Raw genomic sequence first — 18,295 nt, forward strand, 5'->3', positions numbered from 1 at the left:
AATTCCGGTCGTTTGCAACGCGCTGTCGCCCCATAATCTCGGGCGGCCGCGCGCTGTTGATTTGCTTCGGTTTACTGGTGTATTTTCGGGCGCTCACGAAAATAAAATTTGCGTTGGCGGCCCGCCGTTGTCTGCGGCCTCTCCGGCCCCGCCCCGCGCCTTCCGGCGATATGAAATGCCCATGCTTGCGGCCCGTACGAGGTCAGGTTTCCCGTTATTGCTGGCGGCATTTCTGGGTGCCGGTGGCGCCCTCTCGTACGCGGCGGAAACTGTCCCCGCAGCGGCTCCGCAGCCGTATGCACCTTTCCGCTTCGATATTCCCCCGCAACCCTTGAGCCAGGCGCTGCTGGAATTCTCCCACCAGTCGGGACTCGCGGTACTGGCCTCATCGGAGCTCGACCTGACGGGAGAGTCGCCACCACTCAACGCGGAAATGCCGGCCCGGGAGGCACTGGCGCTGTTGCTGGAGGGTTCCGGCTTGACCTTCAGGCAGGTGGACGGCCAGGGTCTGGTGATACTGCCCGCGCCTGCCGGCCGGGCCGGAAGAGACCGCGCCTCTGCAAAAACGGCGGAGGACGGACCCTATCTCGACGAGGTGGTGGTGGTGGCCAGTAAAAGGCCCACCAAGCTGCAGGAAACCCCGATGGCGGTGACCGCGCTCGGCGACGAACTGCTGCAAGAGCGCCAGATCGACGGTCTGTTCAAGCTGGTGCGGCAGGTTCCCAGCCTGGAGATTGCGCGCAACGGCGACCACACGGCATCGATGCTGTACCTGCGCGGCGTCGGCTCGGACAATTACACCGAAGCCGGCGACCCGGGTCTCGCCACCCATGTGGACGGCATCTACAGCAGTCGCAACCAGGGCTCTTCCGCAATGTTCTACGACCTGGGCCGGGTGGAGGTGCTGCGCGGCCCGCAGGGCACCCTGTTCGGGCGCAACTCCACTGCCGGGGTCATCAATTACCACACGGCGCGGCCGGAACAGGAGGCATTTTCCCGCTTCGGCGCCACCTTCGGCAATTACCGGCGCAGGAAGCTGACCGGCGTCGTCAACCTGCCGGTGACGGACGACTGGGCACTGCGCTTGGCCGGCGCCTCCGACGAGGCCGACGGCTATACCAGGTTTGCGCCGGACTCCGCGTCCGCCGGCGCGTCGGAACGCTACAACAATGCGGACCGCTTCGGCTACCGCCTGAGTTCCAGCTGGCGCGCGAGCGACAACCTCAACTGGTGGTCCAGCTACGAGCGCTTCGAAGATCGCGGCGCGGGCAGCCTGCCAGTGGCGGACCACCACACACCGGTGCGGATCGACACCCCCGGCAAGACGGACCTGGTGCAGGACACCTATCGCAGCCGCCTCGAGTGGACATTCGACAACGGCATGGGCCTCACCTATATCGCCGGCTACAGTCGCATGCACCGCAGCCAGGACTGGGACGGCGACCGCAGCGGCGCTCTCGGCAGCGAGACGGATCCGCGCGAATACCACCAGAGCAACCGCACCGTCTGGGCGGACCATATCTCGCGCCAGCACGAACTGCAGCTCAAGAGCGACGACGACCAGCCGCTGCGCTGGCTGCTGGCCTATTTCGACTTCAGTGAACGCAACGATATACGCTTCGACCTCGAGCACCAGACCAGCGACGGCAGCGGCTGGGGCGGTGCGCCCGCGCACAGTTTCCAGCAGCCGGACCGCGGCTCGCGGCTGAGTGCCTTCTACGGCCAGCTGGATATCGATCTGCCACACCAGTGGCAGCTGTCCGCCGGCGCGAGGACCGGGCGCGACCGGCGCTATGATCGCGGCGGACGCAATATCGGCTGCCCCGACCTGATCCGCTCCGACCGCGGCGGAGAGCTGGGCCAGGTGGCGGTGAACCGGGAGTCCGCCGCGGAGGGACAGTGTTTCGTCAGCAACTACAACGACGTATCGCAGTCGTGGGACAGCACCACCACCATGGCACGGGTGTCCTGGCGACCGCGGCCGCGAGCCCTGCTGTACCTGCTCTACGCCGAAGGCTTCAAGCCCGGTATCGTCGAGGATGGTGGCAGCCTGGAAGGTGTCTATGCCGGCGCCGACGATCCCCGCTTCCGCGCGGCGCTGGCCGATCTGATCGCCACCAACAACAGCGACAATCCCCAGGCGCGCGCCTATGTGGAACCGGAGACCAGCACCAACCTGGAGCTGGGTTTCAAGCTGGGGCTCCTCGACGGCGCCATGACCCTCAACGGCGCCCTGTTCAATACACACTACCGGGATCTGCAGGTGTCCGGTGTGGCCGTGGACGAACGGGGCTTTGAGCGGGTGCGCAGCACCAGCGCCGCCTCGGCCACCATCCGCGGCCTGGAGCTGGAACTCAACTGGGCCACCAGCCTCAACGGGCATCTGGGCGGTTTCCTGTCGCTGCTCGATGCCCGCTACGACCGTTTTCTCGGTGTCGACAACGACTTTCCGCGCTACGGCCAGACCTGGAACCCCAGCGCTGGCGATACCGACATCCCCGACCTGATGGATTTCAGCGGCAACCAGCTCAAGCAGGCGCCGAAGCTGAGCTTCGGCCTGAATTACAGCCACAGCGTGACCATCCGCGACCTGGCGCGGCTCACCTCGCGGCTCGGCGTGCGCTATTCCGACCGGGTCTATTTCGATGAGGCCAACCGCGGACAGCGCAGTGGCAAGCTGCGGGACAATCGCACCGGCCTCTGGGTGGAAGACCCCAATGGCCCCGCCGCAAGCATCGACTCTCAGCCGGCCTACTGGCTGTGGGATGCTGGTATCAGGATAGAGCCGAGCGCTGGCAACTGGTGGGTGGAGCTGTACGGAGAGAATCTCACCGACGAACTGGTGCGCTACGACGTCGAGACCCCGGAGCTGACGCGCCCGGAATTCTACCTCGCCCCGCCGCGCACCCTCGGCGTTCACCTGGGCGTGCAGTTCGACTAACCAACCTTTTTCCATCCAAGGGGGGACGATTGCCAAGGCCGCTGCGTCTCAAGCGGTCGAGAATAAAAAAATGCCCGGAACTCCGCCGCGGAATTCCCGGGCAAAAAACGATGCGGGGAATCCCCAAGAGAGAAGAAATGGTGAACAATTTCCATGTTGCAAGCCTCGGCCAGCCCCTTGGCGGCCAATAACAAAAGAGCCCTCAGCGGGGAAGAAAAAGCGCTCGGCGAGGAAAAAGCCCTCAGCGATAGAGGGAAAGCCCTGAGCGACTACTACCGCGAACACCACCGGGAATTGTGCCGCTACGCGACCGGTAAGTTCGGCCTGACTGCGGTCGAGGCCGAGGACGTAATGCAGGCCGCCTTTACCCGGTTTGCGCCGCTGTTCGAGTCGGCGGAAGTGGAGAATGTCCGCGCCTTCCTGTACAGGACGGTCAGCAACGCCGCCATCGACCTGCTGCGCCGCAACCAGGTACGCAGGGACTTCGCGCAATCGGCAGAGAGCGACCCCGAAATCGAAATCGACAGCGTCAGCCCGGAGCGGGTCGCGGTCGGGCGCCAGCTGTTGGGATTGATCAGTCGCGCGCTCTGGGGCATGCCGCAGAAGCGGCGGAGACTGTTGTTGATGAATCGTGTCGACGGGCTGTCTTACGCGGAGATAGCGCGGCGGGAGGGTCTGTCGGCAACCGTAGTTAAAAAGCATGTCGCTAAAGCGCTGGCCGCGTGCCAGGCCGAGCTTCGTGCCAATGGGGGGGACTTGTAATGGCGCAGGGGCGCAGTCAGAGGCTTGTGGATGAGCGGGCGCGGTCGTGGTTTATGCTCCGGCACGAGCGCAACCTCAGCCCGCGGGAAGAGGCGGAATTCGAGCGGTGGATGGAGGAGCCTTCGCACCGGGCCAGCTACCGGCAACTGGAACAGGTGGACCGCGGCCTGCTGGCGATTGCCGCCACCGCGGAGGGCGAGCGTCTGCGCGCGCAGACTGCGCGAACTGGCTGGCGCGAGCGACTGCAGAGAACCCTGAGCGGTTTCCTGCGCGGCGCGCCGGCGCCGGCGCCGGCCCCGGCGCTCGCTATGGCACTGGTAGTGTTTATGGCTGTAGGGCTGGCAAGTATCAATTTGGGGGCACCCGGCAGTGACCCCGCACCCGGCTCTTATAAGACCGGTATCGCGCAGACGCGCACCATCACGCTGCAGGACGGCAGCGAAGTCACCCTCGGGGCCGACTCGCAGATCGAGTTCACTTTCGCGGAGCGCCGCCGCGATATCTCCCTGCTGAAGGGCCAGGCTTTTTTCTCGGTCGCCACCGATCCCGCGCGGCCCTTCTTCGTCAACACGGACAATGCCAGCGTCAGGGTGGTGGGTACGCGCTTCGAGGTGCATCGCGCGCCCGGCGGCGTGAAGGTGTCCGTCGAGGAGGGCATAGTGGACGTAACTCACGTGGATCACGTGGATCACAAGAGCCGCAAAGAAAACCGCAACACCGCGGCTACAAGAGTGCGACTGCTCGCGGGCCAACGGGTGCGCGTGAGTGCGGAGGGCAGCGGCAACGTGGAAACAATCGGCGCAGACGAACTCGCGAGCTGGCGCCGCGGCAAGCTCGTCTACCGGAATGCACGGCTCTCTGAAGTAGTGGCGGACGCCAACCGCTATCGGCCGGGCGGCATCCTTCTCGGTGCGCCGCAGCTGGCGGAGCTGCGAGTGACCACTTCCTTTTCCGTGAACCAGGTGGAGACCATGATTTCCATGCTGGAACAATCACTGCCGGTCAGCGTCTATCGCGAAGCCGACAACCGCATCGTGATCTGGCCGCGGACGACTGCAAATTAACTCAAGTTCTGAATACTCTATTTCGTCACTCCGGCGAAGGCCGGAGCCCAGAGAAATCACCGTCCTTTGGATTCCGGCCTTCGCCGGAATGACGATGTTCAGAGGTTCCCTAAGGTAACTCCTCACTCATAGGTAACCTGCATTGGCTTAAGGGAGCCACCTGTAGGAGCGGCGGGGCGGCCATCCGACATGCCCGCGATCAGCCTCGGTTCGCGGCGAATTAAGAAATAAAACGCACTCCGGGGGAGACGTTTTACCCTCCCTGTCCGTTTCATGTTTGCGCGCAAAATGCATTATCACAAATGCGCGCCCTTCATGGAGAAAACAACGGAGAGAGAGAATGAGCAAGTCATTCAGGAATAACAAGCTGGCCACCGTGATCGCTTCCGCGGTGGCACTGCAGGCCGGCGGCGCCCTGGCCTACGAGTTGGAAGAAGTGACTGTGACCGCGACCAAGCGGACCACAAACCTGCAGGATACCCCGCTGGCCATTTCTGCCTTCAGCGAAAATACCCTGGTGGAAAACCACGTAACCAATATCTTCGATCTGCGCGGCATGGCCCCCAGCCTGCAGATCCGCTCCAACGGCGACCACGGCGTGCCGCTGATTTTCATCCGCGGCCAGGGCACCATCGACCAGACGGAAGCCGGCGACGGCGGTGTCGCCTTCTATACCGACGGCGTCTTTTCCGCGCGCGCCCAGGGCGCCACCGCGCTGATGTACGATATGGAGCGAGTGGAGGTTCTGCGCGGGCCTCAGGGGACACTGTTCGGCCGCAACTCCACCGCCGGTGCGGTATCGCTGGTGACCGCCAAGCCCAGTGACGACTTCGCCGGTTCGGTCAGCGCCACCCTGGGCGAGCGCAGCCGGCAGGCGCTGCGCTTTATGCTCAACACGCCGATCAACGACCAGTGGGCGCTGCGCTTTGCCGGCGTCACCGACCAGCAGGACGGGGAAACCGACTACGCCGACGGCAATCCGTTTGCGGGAGAAGATGAATACGGCACCAAAGACCTGTCGTCTTTCCGCGCCAGCTCCCTGTTCCGGCCGACGGAAAACCTGGAGTGGTTCCTGTCCTACGAATATTTCGCCAATCAGGGGACCGGCGACCTGCCCAGCACGGATTTCGACGATCAAGTGAACGATGCAACCGCGGCCGGTGACATCGACCTGGAAACCGATACCATCCGCACCCGCCTCGACTACACCTTCGGCAACGACATGATGCTGAGCTATATCGGCGGCTACACCGACATGTCCCAGAGCCAGCTGTACGGCAACCAGTTCCAGGGCGATACCCGCAACACCGTGTCCTCGGGTCACGAGGCCAGCTCCCACGAGCTGCAGCTGAAAAACTCCGACGACAACCGTTTTCGCTGGACCGCCGGCCTCTACGCTTTCGAGGAGGAAAACGATATCCGCTTCGACATGCTGCACGGCAGTTGGGGCTTCACCCCCCAGGACCAGGATGTCACCCTGTCCTCCTTCCAGCAGCCGAACCGCAGCACCGAATCCCGCAGCGCCTATGTGCAGGGCACCCTGGATCTCACCGACACCTGGCGCGCCACCGCCGGCCTGCGCTATACCGACGACACCCGCGAGGACAAGGGCGGCCGCAGCATCGACTGCACTTATGCCCACGGGCCCGGCCCGATCGATATCGGCTTCGGCAGCCAGGCTGAAATCGTTGCCGACGGCGGCCAGGGCTGCTACTACCGCCAGATCAACGACATGAAGGACGACTGGAGCGACACCACCTACCTCGTCCGCCTGGAAAAGGATATCAGCGCGGACGTGATGCTCTTCCTGTCCTACGCCACCGGCTGGAAGTCCGGCGTGCTGCAGGACGGCCAGAACGCCAGCCCCACCAATACCAATGAAAATCCGGATGTAGCCGGCAACAGCCAGCTGGTTCAGCAACCGGAAGAAAACAACAGCCTGGAACTGGGTATCAAGTCCTACCTGCTCGACAACCGCATGACGCTGAACGCCAACCTGTTCCTGATGGACTACACCGACATGCAGGTGACCTCCGCGGTGATCGATCCGGTTACCGGCGAGTCGCGGCTGACCAAAACCAATGCCGGTTCCGCCACTATTCAAGGGCTGGAATTCACCATGAATTACGCGGTGACCGAAAACGGCGTGCTCACTGCCACCGGTTCCCTGCTGGATGCCACCTACGACGACTACGACGGCCAGGAAACCAATTTCAACAGCGATGCCGGCCTGAACTGGAACTCCTGCGCGATCGGCCCCGGCGCCGGTTCCACCTGTGAAAACGACCTGTGGGATTTTTCCGGCAACACCCTGCCGAACGCGCCGGAGGTAACCCTGAGCGTGTCTTACAAGCACGATATTCCCATGGGCAACGGGGACATCCTCACACCGCGGATTCGCGTGACCTACCAGGATGATACCTACCTGACCTACGAAAACCGCGGCGACCGACCCGCCGGCACCCTGGCCCCGAATGACCCCGGCGAAAGGGATTTCGACGTGCAGGAAGCCTATGCGAAATTCGATGCGAGCCTGACCTATGCCAGTGCCGACGACAGCTGGACGGCGGAACTCTACGGCAACAACCTGACCGACGAGGGCATCAAACAGGAGTTGTTTATCGGCGGCGTCCAGACTGCCTACACCTGGGCTCCGTCGCGGGAGGCCGGATTGCGTTTTGCCTATCGCTTTTAATCAGAAGCCCTCTCGCGTTGTTACGTTGTACCGCACGACGCCCTGGTTCAGCCGCTTGCGGCTGGACCCTTTTTTATGGGTAACTACTCACTCACAGGGAACCTGCATTGGCTTAAGGGAACCACCCTGTAGGAGCGGATGGCCGCCCCCCCGCTCCTACAGGGGTGAGTAGTTACTTTTATGAAAAACTTTCTATAAAAACAATGACAGAACAGCAGACAAGCAACAATAAAATCCGCCGCATCGTTATCGCCGGCGGCGGCACCGCCGGCTGGACCGCAGCTGCGGCACTGGCGCGGGTACTGGGCCGGGACCACTGCGACATTACCCTGGTCGAGTCCGAGGCCATCGGTACCGTCGGTGTCGGCGAGGCCACCATTCCCACCATCCAGACTTTTCACAAAATGCTGGGAATCCGCGAAGTGGATTTTATCCGCGCGACCCAGGCCACCTTTAAACTGGGTATCGAATTCCGCGGCTGGGGCAAACCCGACGGCCGCTACTTCCACCCCTTTGGTCACTACGGCCGCGAATTCGACTCGATTCCGTTTCACCAGTACTGGCTGCGCGGCAGCACCATTGCCGACTGCGGCAGCCTGTCCGACTACTCCCTGTGCGCCGTGGCGGCGGAATTGGGGCGCTTCCTGCCCGCGAACTCCGACCCCGGCTCGATACTCTCCTCGCTCGGCTACGCCTACCATTTCGATGCCGGCCTCTACGCGAAATTCCTGCGCCATTACGCCGAGGGGCTGGGCGTGAAGCGAGTAGAGGGGAAGGTGGTGGATGTGACCCTGCACACGGGTAACGGCCATATCCGCAGTCTGGTGCTGGAGTCGGGGCAGATGCTGGAGGGGGATTTCTTTATCGACTGCAGCGGCTTTGCCGGGCTGCTGATTGGCGGGGCCCTGAACGTCGGCTACGAGGACTGGTCTCACCACCTGCCGGCGGACAGCGCCGTGGCGGTGCCCTCGGAAAATGTCGGTCCTACAAGGCCCTATACCCAATCCACCGCCAGCGCCGCCGGCTGGCAGTGGCGTATTCCCCTGCAGCACCGCACCGGCAATGGCCTGGTCTACTGCAGCGACCACCTCTCCGAAGACGAAGCCGTCGCCACACTGCTCGCCAACCTGGAGGGGCAGCCGCTGGCGGAACCGAAACGCCTGCGCTTCACCACCGGCCGGCGCCGGGAATTCTGGCACCGGAACTGCCTGGCGCTGGGACTGGCGGCGGGTTTTATGGAGCCGCTGGAGTCGACGGCCATCCACCTGGTACAGACCGGTATTTCGCGGCTGTTGCTGCTGTTTCCCGGACGCGAGTTCCACCAAGCGGACATCGACGAATTCAACGCGCAAACGGCCCGGGAATATGAGTTTATCCGCGATTTCATCATCCTCCACTACTGCGCCAATGCGCGCAGCGAACCGCTGTGGCAATACTGTCGCGAGATGCCGGTTCCGCAGACGCTCGCACACCGCGTCGCCCTGTTCCGCAACCGAGGCCGCATCTTTGAGCGCGAGGAAGACCTGTTCAAGAGCGCAAGCTGGCTGGCGGTGTTGATGGGTCAGGGTATTGTCCCGGAGCACCACGATCCAGTGGTGGACAACAAGCCGGAGCGGAAACTGCTGGGTATGCTGGAGGAGATGCGCCAGTTACTGCGCCGCGGCGCCGAGGCCATGCCGACACATGACGAGTTTATCGAGCAGCATTGCCGCGCGGCGCCCCTCACCTAAGACCACCACCAACTGCCCGTCGCGAACTACTCCCCGCTGTAGGAGCCTGCTTGCAGGCGAACAACAACGGAACTCCGCAGCCGTTCGCCTGGCAGATTTTTGCTCCTGCAAAATCTGCATTTCCGCCATCCATGGCGGTCACAACAGGCTCCTACAGAGTAGTTCTTTCCAAGTTTCGGAGTTCAACCGTAGGGTGCGCCGTGCGCACCGCTCCAGGGCTGCCGGGGACCTCAGGTTTTTTGGTGCGCACGGCGCACCCTACGACTGTCCCGGAAAGGCGCTCCGCCGGCTTTCGCAATCAATGCAGGCTCAACTCCGCTTCTCGTCAACAATCGGTACAAACTCTTCCTCGCCGTGCATCCACGCGGCGTGCCTGGGTGCTTTTTTGGTTCTGGACCACTCCTCGAGCATGTCTTCCGCCACCCGCTTCAGCTCTTTGTGCATCCCCGGCCTGGCGGTATTGGCGGCCAACTCGATGCGATGGCCGTTGGGGTCGAAGAAATAGATGGATTTGAAAATGGTGTGATCCGTCGGGCCGAGCACGTCGATGCCGGCGGCTTCCAGTTTGTCCTTGGCCGCCAGCAGTTCGTCCATACTCTCCACCTCCAGGGCGATGTGCTGCACCCATTGGGGCGTATTTTCGTCGCGGCCCATCTCCGGGGAGTTGGGCAGCTCGAAGAAAGCCAGCACATTGCCCATGCCTGCGTCGAGGAACACGTGCATGTAGGGGTCCGGCGCGCCGGTGGAGGGCACCTTGTCTTCGGCGATGGCCAGTTGGAAGTCCATGCCGAGGAGATCGCGGTAGAACTCCACCGTCTCCCTGGCATCCCTGCAGCGATAGGCCACGTGGTGAATGCGTTTGATCGCCATCAGGCCCTCGCCTTCTCTTCTTTCTTGATTGCGCCGCGCTGCAGTTGGTCGCGCTCGATGGACTCGAACAGGGCCTTGAAGTTGCCCTCGCCGAAGCCCTCGTCTTCCTTGCGCTGGATAAACTCGAAGAACACCGGGCCGAGCATGTTGGCGGAGAAGATCTGCAGCAGCAGGCGCGGCTGGCCGCCCTCGGTGGTGCCGTCCAGCAGGATGCCGCGGGATTTCAATTCCCCGGTGGGCTCACCGTGGCCGGGCAGGCGCTCTTCCAGCATTTCGTAGTAGGTCTCTGGCGGCGGGGTCATGAATTCCATGCCGCGGGCCTTGAGCCTGTCCCAGCAGGCGAGCAGATCGTCACAGGCGAAAGCGATGTGCTGGATGCCCTCGCCGTTGTATTTCATCAGGAACTCTTCGATCTGGCCGCCGCCACCGGCGGCCTCTTCGTTCAGGGGGATGCGGATCTTGCCGTCCGGTGCGGTCATGGCCTTGGAGAGCAGGCCGGTGTACTCGCCCTTGATGTCGAAGTAGCGGATTTCGCGGAAGTTGAACAGCTCGGTGTAGTAGTTGGCCCAGTACTCCATGCGGCCGCGGTAGACGTTGTGGGTCAGGTGATCCAGGGTGTGGAAGCCGCAGCCCTGCGGATGGCGGTCGACGCCTTCGAGCCACTGGAAGTCGATATCGTAGATGGCTTCGCCTTCCCGGTAGCGGTCGATCAGGTACAGGGTGGCGCCGCCGATGCCCTTGATCGCCGGCAGCCGCAGCTCCATGGGGCCGGTGGCTACGTCGACCGGCTGGGCGCCTTTTTTGAGTGCTTCGCTGTAGGCGAACTTGGCGTCCTTTACCCGGAAGGCCAGGCCGCAGGCGGAGGGGCCGTGCTCCTGCGCATAGTAGTAGGCGTGGCTGTTGGGCTCGTAGTTGGTGATAAAGTTGATATCGCCCTGGCGCCACAGCTCCACGTCTTTGGACCGGTGCCGGGCGACCTTCTCGAAGCCCATGGCCTCGAATACGGTCTCGAGGATGCCTTTCTCAGGAGCGGTAAACTCCACAAATTCAAAGCCGTCGAGACCCATGGGGTTTTCAAACAAATCGGACATTCGGCCCTCCCTTTTTTTCTCTCATTGCACCGCCGTCGGGGCGCGGCAGCAGACTCATTAGTTTCAAGTGCAACCAATTTAGTTACAATTGCAACTACAGTCAAGGGGGCTGAATTTGGGATCTCGCCGCCTATCTGCAGCGAACTGGCGGAACCCGGCCAGGCAACTCTGCCACCTGGCCGGGAGGAATCGCGGGCGGTTTGCGGGTGCTGCGGCGCTCAGGCCGCGTCGGAGAATCTATTCGTGCTCCACGCCACAGCTGCCGGTGTCGGACCTGCAGTCTCCACCCTCGTGAAAAGCACCCCTGATCTCATCGCACTGCTCCTTGGTAACCGGGCTCGCGCAGGATGTTTCCGTTCTCTGGCAGCACCCGGTCGGCCCCCCAGCCCTGTTCTGTTGTTCGTTTTCCCGCTGGTCATCCGGTGGAGCACAGGCCGCAAACAACACGGTCAATGCGAATACCGCCAGTACTTTGGCTGAAGCCTTTACGCTCATGGGTACCTCCTCTCGGGTACATATCGGCACCCCGCACCGGCGGGGCTATGGGTTATCGGCCACTGTGGACACCGGCACCTAGTCATACTCGACCGGATATGTATTCACTGTAGCCCAGCAGCGATTTGTCCTGAATCGCAATTACGCCCTTTCTGAATTCCGCTGAGCCGTTACAATCGGCCCCCGTTTGCAGGCCCGTGTCGCGGAGCCCCACCCCGAGTTCACTGACAACAGGACGCCCTATGATCCTCGCCGCCCTCGCCATCGCTGCCGGTTTCGCCCTGCTGATCTGGAGCGCCGACCGCTTCGTGGACGGCGCCGCGGCCACCGCGAAGCACGCCGGTATGCCGCCCCTGCTGATCGGCATGGTGATCGTCGGTTTCGGCACCTCGGCGCCGGAGATGGTGGTGTCGGCGATGGCGGCCCTGGACGGCAGCCCGGGCTTGGCGCTGGGCAACGCCTACGGCTCCAATATTGCCAACACCGGGCTGATCCTGGGGTTCACCGCGCTGCTGATACCGCTGACAATGCACTCCAGGATTGTGCGCAAGGAGCTGCCGCTGCTGCTGGCGATCAGCTGCCTGACCGGCGCTTTCCTGTGGAACGACAGCCTGGAGCGTTGGGAGGCGCTGGTGCTGCTGCTGGGCTTCTTCGGCCTGGTGGGCTGGTCCATTTTCTCCGCCCTGCGCGGGAAGGGGGACGACTTCGGCGAGGAAATGGAGAGCGAGCTGGAAGCCCATCCAATGACGCTGCCGCGCGCACTCTTCTGGCTGGCCGTGGGCCTCACGCTGCTGATCGTCAGTTCGCGCATCCTGGTTTGGGGCGCGGTGACCATCGCCGAGTCGCTGGGGGTCAGCGACCTGATCATCGGCCTCACCATCGTCGCCCTGGGTACCTCGCTGCCGGAACTGGCGGCCACGGTGATCGCCGCGCGCAAGGGCGAGCACGATATCGCCATCGGCAATGTGGTGGGTTCGAACATGTTCAACCTGCTGGCGGTGGTGGGGATCGCTGGCGCCATCGCGCCCATGTCGAACGTTCCGCCGGAAGTGCTGACCCGGGACTGGCCGGTGATGGTGGGGCTGACGGTGGCGCTGTTCGTTTTCGGTTATGGCTTTCGCGGCCAGGGGCAGATCAACCGCTGGGGGGGCGGAGTGCTGCTGCTCGCCTATATCGTCTACAACGCCTATCTGGTGATGACGATTACGCGGGCGGTGGTTTAACACTCCGGCGAGCCTCCGGCCCGCATGCCGAGCTGGAGCTCGGCGTTCCCAGGGCGCCCGCTCCTACAGTTGCTCTTCGAAACGGCGCAGCTGTGCCTGAAGGTGCTCAATTTCCTCCAGCAGTTCTATCGCCAGCGCCGCGCCGGGCAGGTTCACACCCAGGTCCCGCTTCAGGCTCCGCACCCGTCGCACCCGCCGCACGCAGATACCGCTGAAACGCCACTGGGTCCGCCCCTGGCCCAGGGGTTCGATAACTCCCTCCTCCACCAGCGCGAGAACCTCCTCCGCCGGCAGTTCGCAGGCGCGGCAGAGTTCGCTGAGGGTGAGTTCGTAGCGCTCGTCGAGCAGCGCGCCGCTGATCTCCTCCGCAAGTTGGGTTTTCATTGCGTCAGCCTCCCATGCCGCTTCGCGGATTGAAGTCGAAGGCGTCGCCGAAGCGGCGGTAGGCCTCCTTCTCCGCCTCGGTGTCAGCCGGCGGCGGGACCACCTTCAACACTACATAGAAGTCTCCGGGCTCCGCGGCCGGTATGCCGCGGCCCCTGAGCCGCAGCTTGCCGCCGGTGGCACTGTTGGCGGGCACGGTGAGATTGACCGCGCCCTCCGGCGTGGGCACCCGCACCTTCGCTCCCAGCGCCGCCTCCCAGGGAGTTACCGGCAGGTCCAGGTACACCGTCTTGCCCTCCACCGAATAGAACGGGTGAGGATTGAAGTGGATCTCCAGGTACAGGTCCCCGGTGCCGCCACCGCCGAATCCCGGTTCTCCCTGACCCGCCAGGCGTATCTGCTGGCCCTCCGTGACACCCTTGGGAATCTTCACGTTGAGGGTGCGCTCGCGCAGCTGCGGGCGGCCGTCCGGGCCCAGTTCGGAGTGCTTCAAAGTGATCTGGCGGGTGGCGCCGCGGTAGCTGTCCTCCAGGTCGATGGCGATCCTGGCGTAGGTGTTCTCGCCCCGGGCGCGGTACTCGCGCCGAAAGCCGCCGCCGAATCCCGGGGAAAATCCGCCGCGGCCAAACAGGCTCTCGAAGAAGTCGCTGAACATCTCCGGATCCGCCTCGGTAAAGCCGCCACCGTGAAACTCGAAGCCCTGGTCCCAGTCCGGCGGCGGGCGGAACTCCTGCCCCGACTGCCAGCCGCTGCCCAACTGGTCGTAGGCGGCGCGCTTCTCCGGGTCCTTGAGCACCTCGTAGGCCTCGCTGACCTCCTTGAAGCGGTCCTCGGCACTCGCCTCCGCACTCACGTCCGGATGATATTTGCGCGCCAGCTTGCGGTAGGCACGCTTGATCTCATCCTGGCTGGCGTCGCGTTCGAGGCCGAGGATTTTGTAGTAGTCCTTGTATTCCATGCGTGCTCGGGGTTGCGACCAGATTCGGCACTCTCTCAATTCAGGAAAGCCGAAAAGCACCGCATTTTCCACGAGACTGACGTACCGCTCTCCTCCTCCGGCTCGCCCCGGCGCTTATTCGAAAAAGTAGCTGCCTCCCAGCAACAGGAATACATCACCTGTTTCGTTCTCGCGGGTGGGCACCAGCATGTCGTCGTAGCCGTCGCCATTGACATCTCCCACACCGGCAACAGTGGAGACTTCGCCGGTATAGCCAGTCAAGGAGGTTCCGCCAGTATAGAAGCGGACCATACGGTTTGAACGTTCATACAGCGAGACTTCCCGGGGGATATCGGCACCGCCGTAAATCAGGGTAAAACTGCCCGCATTGATATAGGTGTCGTGGGTGTCCATGACGGCCAGATCGTTGTAGTCGTCGCCATTCACATCCCCCACGGATAAGGCCCGACAGGAGCCTCTGCCGATCACGGAAAAACCGCCGTTCGGCGCGTCGTCAAACACCGTTTCCTCCGATTGCAGCTGCACCGTCTCCGGGAAATTGCCGCTGCCATAAATAATGCGCAGTCTCTCAGCGCTTCCCTCGTCGTTGCCGTCCTGGCCCAGGGCTATTTCGTCCAAGCCATCGCCATTGAGATCATTGACGATGGATAGGCAGCGACCGAGGCGGGTTCCGGTTTCTGGTACGGAGGTGACTACCATGCCACCGGGGATGGTCTGCGCGAACGTATCCACCGTGGTCACACGGGGGAAATTACCGTTGCCGTAAAACAGATAGGCGCGCCCCTCGGATTGGTCATCAATGGAAGTTTCCGATGTGAGCAGGTCGTCGATACCGTCTCCGTTGACGTCGCCGAAACCATCCTGCGGTATCCAGCCGAAGCTGTCCCCGGCGTAACCGGCCTCGGCCATCTGGAAGGTATAGATTCCGTACTCCGCGTCGGTCGATGGAATCTCGCTGACGTCCGCTCCACCGGGTACGACAAAGAACTGCCCGTAGCTCGGCTCCGTCGGTTCGACACCGGTCATCGCCATATCGACGGCACCATCACCGTTGATATCACCCACGCCGCGGGTAAAGTAGCGGGATTCCCCCGATACGATTGCATTGAACTCAGCCGTTTGCAGGCCCACTTGGGTATTGTTGTTGATAGTGACTTCCGTATAGGGCTCCGGCACCGGGTCGGCTCCACCAAAGATGGCTGCGGAGACGCGGTTGCCGAGGGCGATATCGTCGTAGCCGTCGGCATTGAAATCGCCGAGGGGGCTGACCTCGAGCAGGTAGTCCCCCCAGTTGAAATGGTGGCCCAGTGCCGGATCCATGTTTTCGGGCCACGCCAGCAGGTCGTAGTGGCTGTCGAACTGGCCTCGGCCGTAAAGCACCGCCATTTCGGGATAACTCGTCTCCGCGCGCTTGTATAGGATGCCGAAATCGTCGCGCCCGTCGCCGTTGAAATCGCCCAGACCAGCGACATCGTTTCGCGGAGAGAAAGATTCAGGCCCCACCCGGAAAGTGACAAACTTCACCACGTCGGTATCCCCGAGGGCCTCCAGATCCAGCTCGCGCAGACGTATTGAGAAATTGATCTTAAATCGCTGTCGCACCGCCCCTCCGTCACTGTCTTCGCCGCGGATATTAATAACCGCCTGATCGTCGCCGAGAAAACTGCTGTCCGGCTGGTAACGGTAGATGCAGTCATCCTCTTCAATCAGCTCGCCTGATGTCGGTCCTTGGCCGAGCTCACAGCGGCTCTCGCGCATGGGAGTAGTGGGATATAGAGAAATGTAGTCGCTGAGTTCGCCGATATTCAGCAACTCCTCAATGGTCTGGGTTGCAAGTACCCGCTCATCGTTGCCGGAATCTTCGCCTCCATCGCCGCTGCAAGCGCCCAGCAGAAAGCTGGCGCTCATTGAGCCGATTGTCCTCAACAGATTTATCGTTTTCAAAGTTACTTCCTGGTGTCAGCCTCAAGTGATGCGGCAATGTTACACGAGCCTTTCTCGACGGACACAATGAGTTTCTCGACGGCTGTTTCGAAGAGGACACCGGATACATTAGACAACATGATTGCGTTTTTTCGACCAGTATTTGTGTTGAGTCTTATCGCCCAGTAAAAAGCCGTCCTTGGGCGGCTTTGGTTTCAGGCTTCAGTTTCCGGCACCTTGGCGAAGTCGCCGACACCGGTCTCCTTCAGCAGGGAATCCACCAGCGGCGCCATGGCGCGGTGCTTGAGGGCGCTGCCGACCAGGGCTTCCGGGTCCAGGGTGCGCACCCCCAGAGTCTGCGCGGCATTGCCGATGGCGTCGTTATCCGGCTTGACCCGCAGGTAGAATTCCGCGAGCACATCCACGCGCATCCGGTCCTTGGTGATCAGCGCCTGGTGCCCTTGCGCGATGCTCCACCATCACATAATGGGTGGTGCCAAACTGGTCGCTGAAGCGCACTTCTGCCGGTGGGCCGGAGGCGGCTTCGCCGATGATGAAATTCTCCTTATAAAGAAATACACGCCAAATAAAGGGGAGAGGAGAAGGAATAGCCGCGCGCCTTTCTTGGCTCCGCGACACCGCTTGAGCAAAAGTTGAGCGGCCGCGGAACTACAATCCGATGATGACCGAGCACAACCTGATCCTCAACGTCGACAGCTACAAGGCCAGCCACTACCTGCAGTACCCGCCGGGTTCCGAGTATGTGAGCAGTTACATGGAGTGCCGCGGCGGCGAATTTCCCGAGGCGGTGTTTTTCGGGCTGCAGGCATTTATCAAGCAGTACCTGCAGCAGCCGGTTTCCGCCGCGGATATCGACGAGGCGGAGGCGATGCTGCACGCCCACGGCCTGCCCTGCCACCGCGCCGGCTGGGAGCATATCGTCGAGGAGCACGGCGGCCTGCTCCCGTTGGAGATATCCGCGGTACCCGAGGGCACGGCGGTGCCGCTGCACAATGTGATGCTGCAGGTGGTGAACACCTGCCCCGCCTGTTTCTGGCTCACTACCTATATCGAGACCGCCCTGGTGCGCGCCATCTGGTATCCGGTGACCGTGGCCACCCAGAGCCGTGAGATCAAAAAGATCATTGCCCATTACCTGGAGGAGACCGCGGATTCCCTGGACGGCCTGCCGTTCAAGCTGCACGACTTCGGCGCCCGCGGCGCCAGCAGCCTGGAGACGGCCATGCTCGGCGGCATGGCGCACCTGGTGAATTTCCACGGCACGGACACGGTGTCCGGGCTGGTGGCGACACGAAAATATTACGGCGCGGATATGGCCGGCTACTCGATCCCCGCCGCCGAGCACAGCACCATGACCGCCTGGGGGAAGGAAAGGGAGGCGGACGCCTATGCCAATATGCTCGACCAGTTCGCCGGGCCGGACAAACTGGTGGCGGTGGTCAGCGACAGCTACGACATCTGGAATGCGATCGAGAATATCTGGGGCGGCGTGCTCAGGCAGCGGGTGATCGACAACGGCGGCACCTTGGTCATCAGGCCGGACTCCGGCGAGCCGGTGAGAATAGTCACCGAAAGCCTGGAGCGGCTGATGCGTATTTTCGGCTGTCAGACGAATAGCAAGGGCTACCGGATGCTGCCGGACTTTATCCGCATCATCCAGGGCGACGGCATCTCTCGGCGTTCCATTCCCAAAATTCTGCAGGCGATGAAGGAGCGCAAACAGAGTGCCGACAACGTCACCTTCGGTATGGGCGGCGAACTGCTGCAGAAGCTGCACCGGGACATCCTGAGCTTCGCGATGAAGGCCAGCGCCATCCGCATCGATGGCCAGTGGCACGATGTGTACAAGAATCCGGTGACCGGGCCGGAGAAGAAATCCAAGCGCGGGCGGTTGGCGCTGATCGAGAACCCGGACGGGGAAATGGAGACGATCCGACTGGAACAGCAGGGAGAACGGGAGAACCTGCTGCGGCCGGTGTTCCGGGACGGACGGCTACTGACGGAGACATCCTTCGACCAGGTGCGCGCGCGGGCTGAGCTGCGCTAAAAACCAAGGCCCCTTCATGCCATCCTCGCAGTGTCCCGCCGAAAGCTGTTCGTGGGGGCTTTGCCGCTTGCGAAACTGGACGACACACAGT

15 protein-coding genes are annotated in these 18,295 nt (G+C 62.5%); 7 read left to right on the forward strand and 8 right to left on the reverse strand.

The window, feature by feature from the left end:
- The first annotated feature begins 217 nt into the window (after positions 1-217).
- The 5 genes from PP263_RS14700 (at position 218) to PP263_RS14720 (ending at position 9,192) form a co-directional block, all read left to right on the forward strand.
- Positions 218-2,941 (forward strand): TonB-dependent receptor, encoded by a 2,724-nt coding sequence (locus tag PP263_RS14700; protein WP_308364366.1) that lies wholly within the window; start codon positions 218-220, stop codon positions 2,939-2,941.
- Positions 2,942-3,094: 153 nt separating this feature from the next.
- Positions 3,095-3,703: a sigma-70 family RNA polymerase sigma factor gene (locus PP263_RS14705; protein ID WP_308364367.1), complete on the forward strand. Its 609-nt coding sequence runs from the start codon at positions 3,095-3,097 to the stop codon at positions 3,701-3,703.
- Positions 3,703-4,767: a FecR domain-containing protein gene (locus tag PP263_RS14710; RefSeq protein ID WP_308364369.1), complete on the forward strand. Its 1,065-nt coding sequence runs from the start codon at positions 3,703-3,705 to the stop codon at positions 4,765-4,767. The genes PP263_RS14705 and PP263_RS14710 overlap by 1 nt, the downstream gene beginning before the upstream one ends.
- A gap of 340 nt (positions 4,768-5,107) precedes the next feature.
- Positions 5,108-7,462 carry a TonB-dependent receptor domain-containing protein gene (locus PP263_RS14715; protein ID WP_308364370.1) on the forward strand — a complete coding sequence of 785 codons (2,355 nt, stop codon included), beginning with the start codon at positions 5,108-5,110 and terminating at the stop codon, positions 7,460-7,462.
- A gap of 203 nt (positions 7,463-7,665) precedes the next feature.
- The gene (locus PP263_RS14720) at positions 7,666-9,192 is read left to right on the forward strand and encodes a tryptophan 7-halogenase (RefSeq protein ID WP_308364371.1); all 1,527 of its coding nucleotides are present in this window, start codon (positions 7,666-7,668) and stop codon (positions 9,190-9,192) included.
- Positions 9,193-9,501: 309 nt separating this feature from the next.
- On the opposite strand, the gene PP263_RS14725 is transcribed toward PP263_RS14720, so the two are convergent.
- The 3 genes from PP263_RS14725 to PP263_RS14735 all read right to left on the reverse strand — a co-directional run bounded on the left by PP263_RS14725 (position 9,502) and on the right by PP263_RS14735 (position 11,648).
- Positions 9,502-10,062, reverse strand: a complete 561-nt coding sequence (locus tag PP263_RS14725) for a VOC family protein (RefSeq protein ID WP_308364372.1) — start codon at positions 10,060-10,062, stop codon at positions 9,502-9,504.
- A complete protein-coding gene (gene hppD / locus PP263_RS14730) occupies positions 10,062-11,153 on the reverse strand; it encodes a 4-hydroxyphenylpyruvate dioxygenase (RefSeq protein ID WP_308364374.1) in 1,092 nt (363 codons plus the stop codon). Before hppD ends, PP263_RS14725 begins: the two co-directional genes overlap by 1 nt.
- 237 nt (positions 11,154-11,390) lie before the next feature.
- On the reverse strand, positions 11,391-11,648 hold the full coding sequence (locus PP263_RS14735; protein ID WP_308364376.1) for a hypothetical protein: 258 nt from the start codon (positions 11,646-11,648) through the stop codon (positions 11,391-11,393).
- 242 nt (positions 11,649-11,890) lie between these two features.
- Here PP263_RS14735 and PP263_RS14740 point away from each other — a divergent pair, with 242 nt between their 5' ends.
- Positions 11,891-12,871 (forward strand): calcium/sodium antiporter, encoded by a 981-nt coding sequence (locus PP263_RS14740; protein ID WP_308364379.1) that lies wholly within the window; start codon positions 11,891-11,893, stop codon positions 12,869-12,871.
- A 63-nt stretch (positions 12,872-12,934) separates the two neighbouring features.
- Here PP263_RS14740 and PP263_RS14745 read toward each other — a convergent pair whose 3' ends face one another.
- From PP263_RS14745 to PP263_RS22730, 5 genes are all read right to left on the reverse strand, one after another.
- Entirely contained in the window at positions 12,935-13,255 is a 321-nt protein-coding gene (locus PP263_RS14745; protein ID WP_308364380.1) for a chaperone modulator CbpM, read from the reverse strand.
- Between the two features lie 4 nt (positions 13,256-13,259).
- The gene (locus tag PP263_RS14750; protein WP_308364382.1) at positions 13,260-14,213 is read right to left on the reverse strand and encodes a DnaJ C-terminal domain-containing protein; all 954 of its coding nucleotides are present in this window, start codon (positions 14,211-14,213) and stop codon (positions 13,260-13,262) included.
- Positions 14,214-14,327: 114 nt separating this feature from the next.
- On the reverse strand, positions 14,328-16,121 hold the full coding sequence (locus tag PP263_RS14755; protein ID WP_308364383.1) for a hypothetical protein: 1,794 nt from the start codon (positions 16,119-16,121) through the stop codon (positions 14,328-14,330).
- Positions 16,122-16,351: 230 nt separating this feature from the next.
- The gene (locus PP263_RS14760) at positions 16,352-16,567 is read right to left on the reverse strand and encodes a hypothetical protein (protein WP_308364385.1); all 216 of its coding nucleotides are present in this window, start codon (positions 16,565-16,567) and stop codon (positions 16,352-16,354) included.
- Complete coding sequence (locus tag PP263_RS22730) at positions 16,518-16,775, reverse strand: OB-fold-containig protein (RefSeq protein ID WP_374693664.1); 258 nt, start codon at positions 16,773-16,775, stop codon at positions 16,518-16,520. The genes PP263_RS14760 and PP263_RS22730 overlap by 50 nt, the downstream gene beginning before the upstream one ends.
- Positions 16,776-16,815: 40 nt before the next feature.
- Between PP263_RS22730 and PP263_RS14765 the strand changes: the two genes are divergently transcribed.
- On the forward strand, positions 16,816-18,204 hold the full coding sequence (locus PP263_RS14765; protein WP_308364386.1) for a nicotinate phosphoribosyltransferase: 1,389 nt from the start codon (positions 16,816-16,818) through the stop codon (positions 18,202-18,204).
- Positions 18,205-18,295 lie beyond the last annotated feature (91 nt).

Source organism: Microbulbifer sp. TB1203 (genome assembly GCF_030997045.1).
In the GTDB taxonomy this organism is placed as follows: Bacteria; Pseudomonadota; Gammaproteobacteria; order Pseudomonadales; family Cellvibrionaceae; genus Microbulbifer.